Origin of the sequence: Streptomyces sp. NPDC001351 (assembly GCF_042896045.1) — a bacterium.
In the GTDB taxonomy this organism is placed as follows: domain Bacteria; phylum Actinomycetota; class Actinomycetes; order Streptomycetales; family Streptomycetaceae; genus Streptomyces.
In genome coordinates this window covers 128535-142523 of sequence record NZ_JBIAWS010000010.1, presented here as the reverse complement: position 1 = coordinate 142523, position 13989 = coordinate 128535, and the positions used below count along the sequence as shown (strand labels likewise).

13 protein-coding genes and 1 pseudogene are annotated in these 13989 nt (G+C 68.6%); 10 read left to right on the top strand and 4 right to left on the bottom strand.

The window, feature by feature from the left end; genetic code table 11:
• Positions 1-79: 79 nt before the first annotated feature.
• Complete coding sequence (locus ACFY1U_RS33470; protein ID WP_390697896.1) at positions 80-1138, bottom strand: alpha/beta hydrolase; 1059 nt, start codon at positions 1136-1138, stop codon at positions 80-82.
• Between the two features lie 284 nt (positions 1139-1422).
• Here ACFY1U_RS33470 and ACFY1U_RS33465 point away from each other — a divergent pair, with 284 nt between their 5' ends.
• Complete coding sequence (locus ACFY1U_RS33465) at positions 1423-2274, top strand: MarR family transcriptional regulator (RefSeq protein WP_390697895.1); 852 nt, start codon at positions 1423-1425, stop codon at positions 2272-2274.
• 193 nt (positions 2275-2467) lie between these two features.
• On the opposite strand, the gene ACFY1U_RS33460 is transcribed toward ACFY1U_RS33465, so the two are convergent.
• A complete protein-coding gene (locus ACFY1U_RS33460; protein WP_390697894.1) occupies positions 2468-2914 on the bottom strand; it encodes an NUDIX domain-containing protein in 447 nt (148 codons plus the stop codon).
• Between the two features lie 218 nt (positions 2915-3132).
• On the opposite strand from ACFY1U_RS33460, the gene ACFY1U_RS33455 reads away from it, so the two are divergent.
• From ACFY1U_RS33455 to ACFY1U_RS33425, 7 genes and pseudogenes are all read left to right on the top strand, one after another.
• Positions 3133-3657 carry a PadR family transcriptional regulator gene (locus ACFY1U_RS33455; RefSeq protein ID WP_390697893.1) on the top strand — a complete coding sequence of 175 codons (525 nt, stop codon included), beginning with the start codon at positions 3133-3135 and terminating at the stop codon, positions 3655-3657.
• Positions 3654-4340, top strand: a complete 687-nt coding sequence (locus ACFY1U_RS33450; protein ID WP_390697892.1) for an ABC transporter ATP-binding protein — start codon at positions 3654-3656, stop codon at positions 4338-4340. The genes ACFY1U_RS33455 and ACFY1U_RS33450 overlap by 4 nt, the downstream gene beginning before the upstream one ends.
• A complete protein-coding gene (locus ACFY1U_RS33445; protein ID WP_390697891.1) occupies positions 4337-6589 on the top strand; it encodes an FtsX-like permease family protein in 2253 nt (750 codons plus the stop codon). The genes ACFY1U_RS33450 and ACFY1U_RS33445 overlap by 4 nt, the downstream gene beginning before the upstream one ends.
• Positions 6590-6665: 76 nt before the next feature.
• Positions 6666-6869 carry a DUF6191 domain-containing protein gene (locus tag ACFY1U_RS33440; protein ID WP_390697890.1) on the top strand — a complete coding sequence of 68 codons (204 nt, stop codon included), beginning with the start codon at positions 6666-6668 and terminating at the stop codon, positions 6867-6869.
• Between the two features lie 180 nt (positions 6870-7049).
• Entirely contained in the window at positions 7050-8165 is a 1116-nt protein-coding gene (locus ACFY1U_RS33435) for an alpha/beta hydrolase family protein (protein ID WP_390697889.1), read from the top strand.
• A pseudogene (locus ACFY1U_RS33430) lies at positions 8162-8548 on the top strand (IS256 family transposase); the annotation flags it as partial. The gene ACFY1U_RS33435 and the pseudogene ACFY1U_RS33430, both read left to right, overlap by 4 nt.
• Positions 8549-8684: 136 nt before the next feature.
• On the top strand, positions 8685-9353 hold the full coding sequence (locus tag ACFY1U_RS33425; RefSeq protein ID WP_390698060.1) for a transposase: 669 nt from the start codon (positions 8685-8687) through the stop codon (positions 9351-9353).
• 78 nt (positions 9354-9431) lie between these two features.
• Here the strand turns inward: ACFY1U_RS33425 and ACFY1U_RS33420 are convergent, their stop codons facing one another.
• Positions 9432-10463: an NAD-dependent epimerase/dehydratase family protein gene (locus tag ACFY1U_RS33420; protein ID WP_390697888.1), complete on the bottom strand. Its 1032-nt coding sequence runs from the start codon at positions 10461-10463 to the stop codon at positions 9432-9434.
• An 842-nt stretch (positions 10464-11305) separates the two neighbouring features.
• On the opposite strand from ACFY1U_RS33420, the gene ACFY1U_RS33415 reads away from it, so the two are divergent.
• On the top strand, positions 11306-11845 hold the full coding sequence (locus tag ACFY1U_RS33415; RefSeq protein ID WP_390697887.1) for a hypothetical protein: 540 nt from the start codon (positions 11306-11308) through the stop codon (positions 11843-11845).
• A gap of 234 nt (positions 11846-12079) precedes the next feature.
• On the opposite strand, the gene ACFY1U_RS33410 is transcribed toward ACFY1U_RS33415, so the two are convergent.
• Complete coding sequence (locus tag ACFY1U_RS33410) at positions 12080-12706, bottom strand: ATP-binding protein (RefSeq protein ID WP_390697886.1); 627 nt, start codon at positions 12704-12706, stop codon at positions 12080-12082.
• Positions 12707-12927: 221 nt separating this feature from the next.
• Here ACFY1U_RS33410 and ACFY1U_RS33405 point away from each other — a divergent pair, with 221 nt between their 5' ends.
• Positions 12928-13533 (top strand): TetR/AcrR family transcriptional regulator, encoded by a 606-nt coding sequence (locus ACFY1U_RS33405; RefSeq protein WP_390697885.1) that lies wholly within the window; start codon positions 12928-12930, stop codon positions 13531-13533.
• The last annotated feature ends 456 nt before the right edge of the window (positions 13534-13989 follow it).

Here is a 13989-nt window from a genome sequence, read left to right as displayed (position 1 = left end):
GGCTCCGTCTTTCGGGAGTGTCGCCGCCCGTGGTTTCCGAGTCTGGTCGTCAGCTGCTCGGGAGCGGCCGCCCGGGCGTTCAGCGCGGTGCGGACAGCCACTGGCTGAGCCATCCGAATGCCGCGGGGTACTCCGCCGACCAGGTGTTGTAGTTGTGCCCGCCGCTGGGCAGCACCAGAGTGCGGACCTCCACCGGGGTGGCCCCGGCGGTCGCCTGGAACGTCTCGATGTACGACGTCGGGCTGAGCCGGTCCTGCCGCGAGGTCGCCAGGAAGAGCCTGACGCGGGCCTTGGTGTGCCGTACGAGGTACATCGGGCTGTTGTGCCTGCGCACGGCCGGGTCCGGCAGGACAGACTCGTCGCCGGTCAGCGGATCGGGGTCGAGGGCGGCGCCCGCCCCGAAGACCTTCGGGAACTGCAGGGGCAGTTTCGCGGCGCAGAACCCGCCGGTCGAGAAACCCATCAGCCCCCAGCCCCGCGGGCCTGACAGCGTGCGGAATTTGTGGCTGACGAGGTCCGGGACGTCGGCCGCCATCCAGGTCGCCACCTTGCGGTTGGGCAGGTCGCTGCAGTCGGTGTCCACGCTGCCCGGGTTGACCACCGGCATCACAAGGATGAAGGGGTGCACCTTGTTCTGCTTGAGCAGGTCCTCGAAGGCACCTGGCATACCGCCATGCTCCAGCCAGGACTGGGGGGATCCCGGGACACCGTGCAGCAGCATGATGACCGGGAACCGCTTCTTAGCGTAGGCGGCCTCGTCGTACTGCGGCGGCGTCCACACGAGCACCTCACCGGACAGCGCGGATCGCCGGCCGTGGAAATACGTGTCCAGTACGCCGCCCTTGGTGCTCTTGCTGAACTTCGCCCGGTGGACTGGAGGCCCAGGCATCGCGACCGCGTTGGTGTTCGGATTGCCGAGCAGGTCGTCCCAGGAGGCGTACAGGCCGTAGCTGTTGTTGATCCAGGTGGCCACGACACTGATGGCCGTGAGCTGACACAGGCCGATCATGACGGCGTGCACAAGCCAGCGCACCGCTCTGGGCCCGCGCACCTTCGGCCACAGCGCAATCGCGCCGACCATCATCACGACCGTCGCGACGATGAGTGCAGCGAAGAATGACGTGCTGGTCAGGGACACGCAACCACCTCCCGTTACCACCTTGCCCACAAGCTACTGAGCAAGAGGGATCTCCACGATCAACGGTTCCTTCCCATCACGCGGCGATCAAACGACGGCTCGGAGCCGGCGCAGGGCCGCCTGGTCGAGATCCGCAACACTCTCCGTGCCCGCTTCACCGAGGGCGAGTGCGAAGGCTGTTTGGGTGAACTGGAAGACGGCCACCGTCTGTGGATCTCGGTCACCGATGAGTTTGGGTGTGCCGGACGGTCCAAGCCGGCACACCGATACGAACGGAGGGCCCGATGGGTACGACGCGCTTGCACCCGATGCCTCACATCGCCCGTCGCATGTTCGAGCTCCTGGAGCCGATCTGCCTGGTCACCTTCTGCGCCGACGAGTGCAACAAGGAGCTGGCCGCACTCGGCCACCGCACCTACTGGGACGGCTACTTCGCCAGCCGGGCCGCACCACTGGGACGCGTGCAGGCCCACGTCGTGCACGCGGCCTTCTACAACTTCGCCGACGGAGAAGCCGCACGGCACATCCCCAGCGCCTGGGAGACGATCCCGCCCGAGGCCTCCGTCGCCGCGCGGGAGCGCGGGAGCGCGGCCTCCCTACGACGCATCCTCGGCGACAAGCGCACCCACTCCCCCGGCCTGGTGCGCGCCGCCGACCTGACCACCAAGGCCGCCACGAGCGCCCCCACCGAAGGGCGGGTGATGTACGCCGGCATGCGCACCCTTGCGATCCCGAGCGACCCTGTCGCCCGCCTGTGGCATTCCGCGACCATGCTGCGCGAGCACCGTGGCGACGGACACATCGCCGCCCTCGTCGGCGCCCGCATCGGCGGCACACAAGCCCATGTCCTTTCCGCGCTGGAACAGGGCATCCACCCCCCACAGTCCTTCGGACGCATCCATCACCTGCCAAAACAGCGGCTGGCCGCGGTCATGGACGACCTGCGCGCACGCGGACTCATCGACACCGAGGACCACTTCACCGACGCCGGCCGCGAGCTCAAACACCGCATCGAAGCCCTCACCGACGAACTCGCCACCCCGCCCTACGAAGCCCTCTCCCCCGCCGAACTCGACGAACTGATCACCGAACTCGAACCCATCACCGCGACACTGGTGGCCACAGGCTCGCAGTGACCGGCAGCAACCGACGCGACGAGCAACCCGCCTTCCCACCACAGCGGGCGTTGATGACGGTGGATCCGATCTCGAGACGGCGCGCGAGCTCCCGCGCCGGCGCCACCCCTGCCCCATGAACGTCCACGCCCTCCCCCGCCCGCAGACTGCCGACTCCAAGCGGATCGACCGTGGCCGCGCCAGGCGGCGCGGCTCATACGTCCAGACGATCCAGCCAGGCGTCTTGGCCATCAGCCAAGGAGAAGGCGAGGGGCAGCGGCTCAAAACGACAATGGAACGTCATTCCGTGGTCACGGCCTGCGCCCGTCACCTGGTGGTCCCACGCATCCGGGACGTCTGCGTCGGCGTCCACGGCCAGTTCGAAGAAGGTGGTGTGGCGGGGGAAGCGGCGGATCGGGTGCGGGGTGTGCTCCTCAGCCACGGGCCGCAGGACCCGGACGCATGTCAGCCCGCACTCCTCTGCCACTTCCCGCAGCACAGCCTCTTGCAGAGGCTCCGCTGGTGCCACACCGCCGGCCGGGACGTGCGTGCCGGGCGGCAGGTCTGCGTCGTGGTCGAACACCAGCAGCTCAACCGGCCGTCCCGCGCGGCGTCGCACCACATAGGCGGCCACTCGTACGCGTAACGTCAACTCCTGCATTTCCGCAGCGTAGAGGAGCGGACGGCACAGATCCCCGCCCGACGGCCACCGTCATCCGCCGACGCATGGCGGCGCCGCTGCCCGGGATGCCACCCCCGTAAGCCGTCGGGCGAGAACGCCCCGGTGACTGGTCGGCAACCGGATGCAAGGTCCCAGGACCAGCACGCACTCTCATCAGATATATACTCAGTGTATATCCCTGGTGTAGGGTCCCCCGCATGAGTGTTCCTCTCACCCTGTTGGGGCTGCTGGAGCGGGAGCCGAGCCATGGCTACGACCTCAAGCGCGACTACGACACCTTCTTCAACCGCGGCAAGCCGCTGCCGTACGGGCAGGTCTACACGACTCTTGGCCGGCTGGCGCGGGACGGAAAGGTCATCGCCGGCGAGGCGGAGCCCGGCGTCGGCCCCGAGCGCAAGCGCTACGTGATCACCGAGGCGGGGGCGACGGAGTTCGAGACCTGGCTCACCGAGCCGGTGGCCCCCGAACCCAACCTGCAGACCGTCCTGTTCACCAAAGTCGTGCTGGCCCTGATGCTCGGCCGCGACGCCCAGCAGTACCTCGACACCCAGCGAGCCGCCCACCTGCAGCGGATGCACGAGCTGACGAAGCTGCGCCGCACCGGTCCGATCATCGACGCCCTGCTCGCCGACCACGGCCTGTTCCACCTGGAGGCCGACCTGCGATGGATCGAGCTGACCACGGCCCGGATGGACACACTGGCAGCGGCGGTGCGCGCATGAGCGCCCTCATCGAGGCCCGCGACCTCACCCTCTCCTTCGGCGAGACCCCCGCGCTGCGCGGTGCCAGCCTGGCCATCGAGGCCGGCGAGGTGTTCGCCGTGATGGGTCCGAGCGGCTCCGGCAAGTCCACCCTGCTGCACTGCCTGGCCGGCATCCTCACCCCCGACTCGGGCGAGGTGCACTTCGACGGACGCCGCATCGACACGCTGAATGAGGCCGAGCGCAGCGCGCTGCGCCTCGATACTTTCGGTTTCGTCTTCCAGTTCGGCCAGCTCGTCCCCGAGTTGACCGCCGAGGAGAACGTCGCCCTGCCGCTGCTGTTCTCCGGCGTGCGCAGGGCGGCCGCGCTCGCCGAGGCCCGTCCCTGGTTCGCCCGGCTGGGCCTGGACGGCCTGGAGCGGCGCCGTTCCGGGGAGTTGTCGGGTGGGCAGGCGCAACGGGTGGCGCTGGCTCGCGGTCTGGTGGCCCGGCCCAGGGTGCTGTTCGCCGACGAGCCGACCGGGTCGCTGGACTCACTGACCGGCGAGCAGGTGATGGACCTGATGGTGGACGCGGCCCAGGAACAGGGCACCACCATCGTCCTGGTGACCCACGAGCCCCGGGTCGCCGCGCACGCCGACCGGGAGGCCATCGTCCGCGACGGCAAGGCCAGCCTGCTCACGACCGGACGGATCGCCTCGTGATCGCCTTCGCGCTCCGCGTCGCGCTCAGCGGTGGCCGGGAGGCCCTCGCCCGGCTGGCCATGATCGCCGCCGCGGTCGCCATCGGCGTCGGGCTGCTGCTGTCGACGTTCGCCAGCATGAACGCTGTCGAGCGGACGAACCAGCGGCAGGTGTGGCTGGACACCGGCGCCGCCGGCCGTACCGAGCACGCGACGGCGGACCCGCTGTGGTGGTGGCCGCACGGCGACTACTACGACGGCAAGTCCTTCACCGAGGTCGACGTCGCCGCGACCGGCCCGACCTCGCCCGTCCCGCCCGGCCTCACGCACCTGCCCGCGCCGGGCGAGTACTACGCGTCACCCGCGCTGGCGAAGCTGATCCGCGACACCCCGGCCGCCCAACTGGGCGACCGCTTCCCCGGGCGGCTCACCGGCACGATCGGCGACGCTGCACTGGCCTCCCCGGACTCGCTGATCGCTGTCATCGGCCGTACCCCCGCCCAGCTCAAGGGCGCCCCAGGGGCGAGAGCGGTCACCACCATCGCCAGCACCCGGCCCCCCACCTGTGACAACGCATGCTGGGACAACGCGGTGCGCGGCGACGCACTGACACTCATCTCCTCCGTGGTGGCCGGCGCCCTGATCTTCCCGGTGCTGATCTTCATCGCCACCGCGACCCGACTGTCCGCCGCCACGCGCGAACAGCGCTACGCGGCGATGCGGCTGGTCGGCGCCACACCCCGGCAGGTGTCGCTGCTGTCGGCGGTGGAGTCCGCGCTGGCGGCGGCCGTCGGGACACTGGTCGGCTTCGGGCTCTACGCCGCGCTGCGCCCGCTGGTCGCCACCATCCCGCTCACCGGGCAGCAGCGGTTCTTCCTTTCGGACCTGACCCTCAGCGCTCCGCAAGTCCTCGGCGTCATCGTCGGAGTACCGGTGGCAGCAGCGATCGCGGCGCGCCTCGCACTGCGCCGGGTCACCGTCTCCCCGCTCGGCGTGAGTCGCCGGGTGACCCCGCGCCCGCCGCGCGCATGGCGGCTGATCCCGCTGCTGGCGGGCCTGGCCGAACTGGCGTACTTCGTCTTCGTCGGCCACCGCCCGGCGACCGGCAACGGCCAGACGGCGGCCTACCTCCCCGGCTTCCTGGTGGTGATGCTGGGCCTGGTGATCGCCGGGCCGTGGCTGACCATGATCGCCGCCAGGGCGGTCGCCCGGCGCACCCGACGCCCGGCCGCGCTGATCGCCGTGCGGCGGCTCGCCGACGACCCGAAGGCCGGCTTCCGCGCGGTCAGCGGCCTCGTCCTGGCCCTGTTCGTGACCACCGCGACCGTCTGCATCATCGGCACCATCAACGACTACCGCGGAACGCTGGGCGGCGACCGGCAGACCCGGACGGTGGTGGAGGCCGGCGGCGACGGCGAGGAGCCGCTGGCCGCGGCCATCCCGACACAGCTGCTCACCGAGGTGCGGGCGATACAAGGTGTGCGGGGCGTGGCGGTCGTCCACGCCAACCCCGACGGCGTCGGCAAGGTGGTAAACCGGAGGGTCCACCCGGGTGATCCTCCCCCGGACGTGCCGGCACTGGTCACCTGCTCCGACCTGGCGCAGACTCCCATGGTGGGCCGCTGCCCGGCCCGCGCGAGCGTCACGGCCGTCGACTTCTACACGTTCGTCAGCCTGCAGTCGCACCCGAACTTGCCATGGCCCGCCGCCGCAATCAGCACCGCGGCCGTCGCCAAGCTGCCCGTACAACTCATCTACGTGGCCACCGACGGGTCGACAGCCGTCATGGAACACGTACGGACCCTGCTCACCACCGCCTACCCGCACCACCAGGCCCAAACGGTGGGCGACTGGGGCACCGACATGCAGCAGGAGCTGGCCGGTTGGCGGCAACTGGCCGACGTGGTGCTGCTGACCACCCTGCCGATCGCAGGCTGCAGCCTGGCGGTGAGCGTGGTCGCGGGCCTGTCGGATCGCCGACGCCCGTTCGCGCTGCTGCGGCTCACCGGTGCGCCGCTGCGGTTGCTGCAGCGGGTGATCGGCCTGGAGAGCACGCTGCCGCTGCTGGCAGTGGCCGCGATCTCGACCGGTGCGGCCTTCGCCGCCTCGGCCCTGTTCCTGAAATCGCAGATGCACTACGACCTGGTGTCGCCCGGCGCGGCGTACTACGCGCTCGTTGCCGTCGGCCTCGTCGCCTCGCTGGGCATCATCGCGTCAACTCTCCCTCTGCTCAAACGCATCACCGGCCCAGAGGCTGCCCGTAACGGCTGACACGCCAACTCCCCGCTGCGGCCCGGACATCCCTCCCAGGGGCGTCCGGGGCTGATGGAGCTTTTCGCAACGTGCCGTGAACATCCACCAAGACGTCTTTCTTCGAAGCGCCCGCCACGTTCAGGAAGAGCGACAGCGTCTGGAGCGGATGCCCGACGACAAGGCGAGGGGGACCTGCGGCGGGACGATCGGCCTCGACAGCGGCATCGTCCACATCAGGATCGGCCCGACAACAGCCGCCCCGGCGCGGCGACCTCGAGGACCGAACGCGAGTCCATGACGATGCCGCCCCACCCAGATCCACGGGCTCCGCGCCCGGCTGCGACCAAGAAACCCGGACTCGGGAGGATTCATGACCGTCACGCCGTCCCACAGCCGAAACACGACGTCCCACAGGCGACAACCAATGACGCGCCGTCGCATGCTCGGGGCAGCACTGACCGCTGCAATCGGGACTGCCGTGCCACTCGGCATCGCCTCCCCCGCGTGGGCGGCTCCGACCGCCTCCAGCCCGGCGCAACTCACCCTGCCCCCGCCCACCGGACCGCACCCGGTGGGCGTGGTGCCGCTCCACCTCGTCGACACCGCACGTCCGGATCCCCTGGCCGGCCCGGGGCAGCACCGCGAGTTGATGGCCGGTGTCTGGTACCCCGCCCGCAGGACGGAGAACCTGCCGCGTGCCCCCTGGATGGCCGAGGGCGCGTTGCGGGCGTTCCTGGCGGACGCCGGCTTCGCCCTCGACCCGGCCCTCGGCCCGCTCACCGCCGGACACGTGGGCGCACCCGTGCGCCGCACCGGCCACCGGCTGCCCGTCATCGTGTACTCGCACGGAGCGGGCAGCCACCGCGGCGACCACAGCATCATGGTCCAGGAACTCGCAAGCCATGGCTACGCCGTGATCACCGTCGACCACACCCACGACACCTACACCGAGTTCCCCGACGGACGGGTGGTCACCCCGGACGATGTCCCGATGTTCCCGAGGGACTTCGCCGCGGACCTCCGGTTCCTGCTCAACTGCGTGGAGGAGATGGCCGCCGGCCGCAACCCCGACGTCGACGGCAAGCCGCTGCCCCAGGGCCTGCTCGGCGCCCTCGACCCGCGGTGCATCGGCGCGTTCGGGTGGTCGAAGGGCGGCACCGCCACCGCACTCACCATGCTCGCCGACCCGCGCGTCAGAGCCGGGCTCAGCATCGACGGCCCCATGCAGCCGACCATCACCACCGACCTGGACCGGCCGTTCCTGATGATGACCGCCCACTTCACCCGGGCCGCCATGCCGGACGTCGCCGAATTCTGGACCCACCTTCGCGGCTGGCGGCTCGACATCCAGGCCGACGGGGCCATCCACAACTCCTACGGCGACAACGCGACGCTCATCCCGCAGGCAGGCAAGATCCTCGGCATGACCGACCAGCAGATCCAGGACTGGATCGGCACCCTTGACCCGGCCCGGTCGATACGCATCCAACAGGCATACCCACTCGCCTTCTTCAACCTGCACCTGCGGCACCGCCGACAACATCTGCTCGACGGCCCGAGCGCGGCCTTCCCAGAGATGAAGTTCCTTCCTTGAAGCCGTGGACCGCGACGCTCACCTCCCGCGCCGCGGTCCACGCTTTGCCAGCGCCGACTCCACGGGCTGAGTTGGCGGCCGAGACCGACGAGTACGGGCAGCGCCTGGTCGTCCGCAACGGCCACCACAGGCCCCGCACCTTGGTCACCGCGGCTGGCCCGGTCGAGGTCACCGCGCCGCGTGTCAACGACCGCCGCGTCGATGAGGCCACCGGCGAGCGCAAGCGGGTCTCATCGAAGATCCCTCCGCCGTGGTGCCGCAAGTCCCCGAAGATCTCCGAGGTCCTGCCGCTGCTCTACCTGCACGGACTGTCGTCCGGGGACTTCGTGCCCGCGCTGGAGCAGTTCCTCGGCGGCACCGCTGGCCTGTCGGCGGCCACCGTGACACGGCTGACGAAGCAACGGAGCGACGACCACGCCGCCTTCGAGGACCGCGACCTGGCAGACCGCGACTGCGGTCTACGTATAGGCCGACGGAGTCCACCCCGAGGTCCGCCTCGGCCAGGCGCACTCATGCGTCCTGGTCCCGCTCGGCGTCCGCCTCGACGGCACCAAGGAACTCATCGCGCTCGCGGAGGGCCTGAGAGAGTCCACCGAGTCGTGGGCCGACCTGCTGCGCGACTGCCGCCGACGCGGCATGCGCGACCCCGAGTTGGTCATCGGCGAAAGCGCCATGGGCCTGTGGGGGCCCTCGCCGAGGTGTTCCCCGCGGCCAAGCCGCAGAGATGCTGGGTTCACAAAGCCCGCACGTCACCTACCGCCTGCCCAGATCCGCCCAGCGACGAAGGCGATGCAGGAGATCTACAACGCCGAGTCGCGCACCCACGCCGACAAGGCGATCGAGGCCTTCGCCAGAAACTACGGCGCCAAGTTCCCGAACGCCGTCGCGAAGATCACCGAGGACCGGGACGAGCTCCTGGCCTTCTACGACTTCCCTGCGGAACACTGGATCCACCTGCGGACCACGAAGCCAATCAAGTCGACATTCTCCGCCGTGGAGCTCCGCACCAAGGTCACGCGCGGCGCTGTCAGCCAGGCCGCGGGCCTCGCAATGGTGTTCAAACTCGTTGAGTCTGCTCAGGCGCGCTGGCGCGCGATCACCTGGGCCCAACTGGTCCCGCTGGTCCGCGCGGGTGCGAAATTCGAGAACGGCCAGCTCGCGGCCCGGCCCAAGACCACCGCTGCTTGACCAACTACACGCCGTTCACCGCGGTCGAGGCTCGCTGGCCTCACGGTCGGGTCGATGCTTCGGCGTCTGTGTCGGCTCTCAACGGGCGTGCCTGGCGAGGAATTTGTCCTCGGCGGCGTAGTCGAAGAACGGGCTGAAGTATGGGTCGTCCGTCTTCGGCAGCACCCCCCTGCGATCGCCTGACTGGGCGGCGTCGACGAGCCAGTCAATCTCGGCAGCGACCGTCGCCGCGTAATCTCCGGCGGGCCGGTACCCCAGCTCTACGGCGGCTGACATGTCGAGCACGAACGGGTGAGGGGCGTCCCACGGGGTCAGCCCCAGCCCGTCCGGGGCCGTTTCGTCGAGAAGGACCTCGGCCCAGGTGTGCTCAAGACGCCGGGCGACGATGCGGGAGATCTCCAACGGGCTCGGTGCATCGGGGTCCGCGCAATTGAGAATGCGGGCGCCGGGCCTGCCGGCAACCGTCTCGATGAGCGCGGCGATGTTGGCTGCGGCCGTGGTGTGCACAAGCTCGGCGCCCTGGTTGGCGAGCAGTATGGTGGCGCGCCGGTCTAGAGCACGTTTGACGAACACCCATTCCTGCGGGCGAGTTGCGCCCACGCCATGGACGCGGGAAGGACGCACTACGGTGATGGGCAAGCCGCTGTCCAGGGCAACGTGTTCGGCAGCGACCTTGTTGGCGCCGTAGCCCTCCCGGGACCTGTAGTCCATGTCACCGGGGGCCACGGTGGGCTGGGTTTCGCGGACGGGTCCTTCGAAGTAGGGCTGGATCTCGGAATTGACGTGGTTGCCGTCCGCATCGACGTAGACGGCACGGCTGGAGAGCATCACCGTAGAGGTGACGTGCTTCGCCAAGGACAGAAGGAGGCGGGCGTCGGCGGCTGTGAAGCAGAGGCAGTCTACGAGCAGGTCAGCACCATTTCCCAGCGCAGAGCCAAGCTGACCCTCATCAGCCCGATCTGCTGCAACGAAACGCGCCGAAGCGATCTCAGGCGACACATGGGCAGGATTCCTGCCGGTGACGTCCACCTGCCACCCGGCGGCCAGTAGCCGACGCGCGGCCGCACGACCAATCAGGCCAGTACCGCCAAGGATCAGTGCACGGGGCATAAGTCGATCTTACGCAAGGCCCCCGGGTCCTCTATGCCTTCGCAGCGATCCAGACGTATTGACAATTGCTCCGCGCTTGTCGGTGGCAGCCGCTGGTGTCAGATCCCGTGCATGCTCGCCGGGCCTTCGACGCATTTCCCGCTCTTGTCCACTACGTAGATGACGTCACGGGTCCCCACTGCGCCCTCCGCCCTACCGGGCTCGGGGTCGATGAATGGGCAGACCGACTCCACTCCGCGCACAACGACCTTGTACGTCCCGGGCCACGCGCGCCTCTCGGTCCACCCCATGCAGGAACCGCCGCTCTCACCGGGCTTTCGGTCAGGCTCCCCTTCGATCGCAATGCCGAGCTTCCCGCACTCTGGACCGGCAGCCCTTTGGCATCGGAACTGCCGCACCCCGCAACGGAGACGGCAACGATGCCGAGCGCGACCAGCACCGAAATACGCGGCCGCCTTCATGCGCCGACGGGACGCGGTGTCGGGACAGCCCGGTCTCGCAGGTTGCATGCCTGGACTCTCTCGCAATGATGATTCGGGCTGAATCATTGCAGTTCACAGCAGAGAAGGACAACGGTCCAAGGCCGACGTGAACACTCTCGATACGAACTACGGGCGGGAAGGTTGCTGAGGTCTGGTGGGCTGGTCAGACGGACTGTGAGAGGCACGGGTGGTCAGCACCGGTCGGTGGGGTTGCTGTACTTCGCTGCTGTACGCGAGCGGATTCCGCTCTCCGGCGTCCGGCCGCCGTTCTCCCTGGATGGACAGCACGCCCCTGGTCCGCCATGCTGCCTTGGCGGTGACGGGCCAGCGCCGGCCGCATTGGGTCAGGGGTGGGGACCGATGGAACAATCGCAGGTCGCAGCTGTGCCGCCGGAGCGCATCCGTTACCGGTTGACGCGCCTCCAACGCCTGCTGCCCGTGCTGCCCAACATCGTTATGGTCATGGCCTTCCAGGTCTTGATCTGGTTGGACGGGGGACCGTTCGGTCCTCTACTAGTCTCAGGGCTGCTCCTCTCGGGTGTTCTGCCGGTTCTGATCGCCTTGCTGCCCTTCGGGGTCACTCTCACGCCATCGGCGGCTATCGCGCAAAACCTCCGCCGCCGGACCATCCCGTGGTCGAACGTCCAAGCCATCCAGGTCGAGTCTTTCTTCGGAAGCCGGACCGTCGTGCTCTACGAAGCGGGCGGCCGCTGTACCCGCCTGCGGGCGCCGATCACCGGGCTCCTCAGCTGGGATCGCAGTTTCGAGGAGAAGTTCCACACCATCGGTAGGTGGTGGCTGGATCACCGCGGCCCGGACTGGGCTCCTGTCCCGCCGCCGTGGGTGCAGTGGGGTGGCCCATCGGTGTCCGACGGGAACCCTTACGCGCCTCCGGCGTAGTCAGCAGCTGATCCACGCACTCTCCGGGTGGCAGATACTCCATGACTGGGCCAAGCCACGGGGCGCCGCCCATAGGTTGGACCAGTCCCCGCGCCGTACACAGAGTTGAAGGTCTGGCCTCATCCTTATCAGGTCGATCACATCGGAGTCTCGGCCACGGTGGTGTGGCTCCGTGTCCTGCTAGGTCGTCCACCGTGGTCCAGCACCAATCGCCAGTGCCCGTGCCTGTTGGTGTCAGGTGGTGATGTCAGCAGTAACAGGACCGGCCGCCTTCGTGACCAGTTCGAACCATATGGTCTTGCCAATCGCCGTGGGAAGGTGGCCCCACGCTTCGGCGAGCACATCGAGAAGTTCCGTACCGCGTCCGCCCTCGGCGTCGTTGTCGGCGAAGTGGCGTACGGGGCCGGCGGTCTCGGTGTCCTCGACCTCGCAGCGCAGGCGAGAGTCGTGTAGCTGCAGGTTGAGCCGCAAAGGGCCGCGTGTGTAGCGCAGCGCGTTGGTGACAATTTCGCTGACCAGCAGCTCGGCGGTGTCGACAACGCCCTCCACAGCCCACTCACTCAGCTGCTTGGTCACCAGATAGCGCGCCCGGCGGACCGAGGTCCGCTCCCGCGCCAGGGGCCAGGAGGCATCCCGGTCACTGACGCGGGCGCGGGGTGCGTCAAGCACTCGCAGAGGCTGCGTTGTGCGTGACCACAGTGCCAACTGTCGGGTGAGCCACGACGCGGGCGCAGCCTGGCAGGAGCGATCCTGCCCTTGATCCCGGTTCGGATGTGGCGACTCCGCCCGCCGGACGCGGCCAATCCGGGCAAGGCGTCCCACGTGTGAGGCGGAGGTGAAGCCTGTGACCTGGGAAGCCATGCGAATCAGTCCATTCTGAGCTGCTAACGGCCGTGGCGTGAAGCGGCGAATGTCCATGTCGCGCGCATACGGCCAGGTAGATACCTGGACCCCGTTATGTAGCAGTCGCTACACCCACAACATACACGTAGCATGCGCTACAGTAAATAGCAGGGCGAATTTCCATAAGTTCGGACAAATGAAACCAGAGCTGGCCAGCGTCCCCGCAGCTAGGAGTGGATATGCCGCGTCCGCCTGACCCAGCCAAGCGGCGGATCCTTCTGCATCAGATCCACGAGTACGTGATGCGCCACGGCTTGGCCGGCCTGTCTCTTCGCCCGCTGGCGCGCGAACTGGGCACCAGCGATCGAATGCTGCTTTACTACTTCGGCACCAAGGAGCGCATGGTCGCCGAAGCCCTCACCGTGGACGAAGCCCGGCCCCTCCCGCGAATTCGGGACCTCCTCGATGCCGCTGGTCCCCCCAAGGACCCCACAGCTCTGCGCCGCTTTCTCGAAGAAATCTGGCAACGGTTCAGCGCCCCGGCCGTGCGTCGCACGTTCCCCCTGTGGCTGGAGATCATGGTCGCGAACGTGCTTCACCCCGGCCGGTACGAACCCCTTACGCGTGACACTCTCAGGGAGTGGAAAGAACTGTTCACCGAACTTTTCAGCGACTGGGGCATGCCTGCACCGCGAGCGCGCGCAGAGGCGACCCTCCTGGTCGATGCCGTGTTCGGCCTGCTGATGGCACACCTGGCAGACGGCGGCGAGGATCAGGCCGACGCAGCTTTCCATATGCTCCTCGACCGTCTCGAACCCGGTTGGCGCACGGACCCACGCGCTTGACACCGTGCTTCACCTCGCCGTGCTGGATTCGGGTCGCCGGTAGTCCATGCGTGCTCCGAACTCAAGGTCGACGGAACGGCTTTGGGCTGGAGTTTCAATGCCCCAGTCAAGCGCCGCCGCCCGGGGCTTGGAGCACCAGTTTGGAAGATCGCGTATGCGGATGGTGGTTGAGCTGGCGAGAAGCTGACGTGCGTCTTCCCGGAGCGCTCGCTGAGCTTCCCCGCAGTTCCCCGTCGATCGCCGCCTGTTCGGGCACGCAGAGGGCACGCGTGCTCCTCTGGCGCTCCCGCGGGTCGCTGACACCTAATCCCGTCCTCGGTTGCCTACTCCGTGCTCAAGGGCCGGGGGGGCGGCTTTGGCCCACGGGATACCCGATCATCCCCTAGCCCGGGTTCATAGGCGGCAATAGGCTTCGCCCATGAACATGGGGGATGCGGGGCTTGGGGTCCTCGCTGC

Bases quoted from the DNA above. Each gene is read 5' to 3' on its own strand.
- ACFY1U_RS33410 (WP_390697886.1), bottom strand. From the start codon at position 12,706: ATGGCTTCCCAGGTCACAGGCTTCACCTCCGCCTCACACGTGGGACGC.
- ACFY1U_RS33465 (WP_390697895.1), top strand. From the start codon at position 1,423: ATGGGTACGACGCGCTTGCACCCGATGCCTCACATCGCCCGTCGCATG.
- ACFY1U_RS33420 (WP_390697888.1), bottom strand. From the start codon at position 10,463: ATGCCCCGTGCACTGATCCTTGGCGGTACTGGCCTGATTGGTCGTGCG.
- ACFY1U_RS33450 (WP_390697892.1), top strand. From the start codon at position 3,654: ATGAGCGCCCTCATCGAGGCCCGCGACCTCACCCTCTCCTTCGGCGAG.
- ACFY1U_RS33455 (WP_390697893.1), top strand. From the start codon at position 3,133: ATGAGTGTTCCTCTCACCCTGTTGGGGCTGCTGGAGCGGGAGCCGAGC.
- ACFY1U_RS33460 (WP_390697894.1), bottom strand. From the start codon at position 2,914: ATGCAGGAGTTGACGTTACGCGTACGAGTGGCCGCCTATGTGGTGCGA.
- ACFY1U_RS33405 (WP_390697885.1), top strand. From the start codon at position 12,928: ATGCCGCGTCCGCCTGACCCAGCCAAGCGGCGGATCCTTCTGCATCAG.
- ACFY1U_RS33415 (WP_390697887.1), top strand. From the start codon at position 11,306: ATGGAACAATCGCAGGTCGCAGCTGTGCCGCCGGAGCGCATCCGTTAC.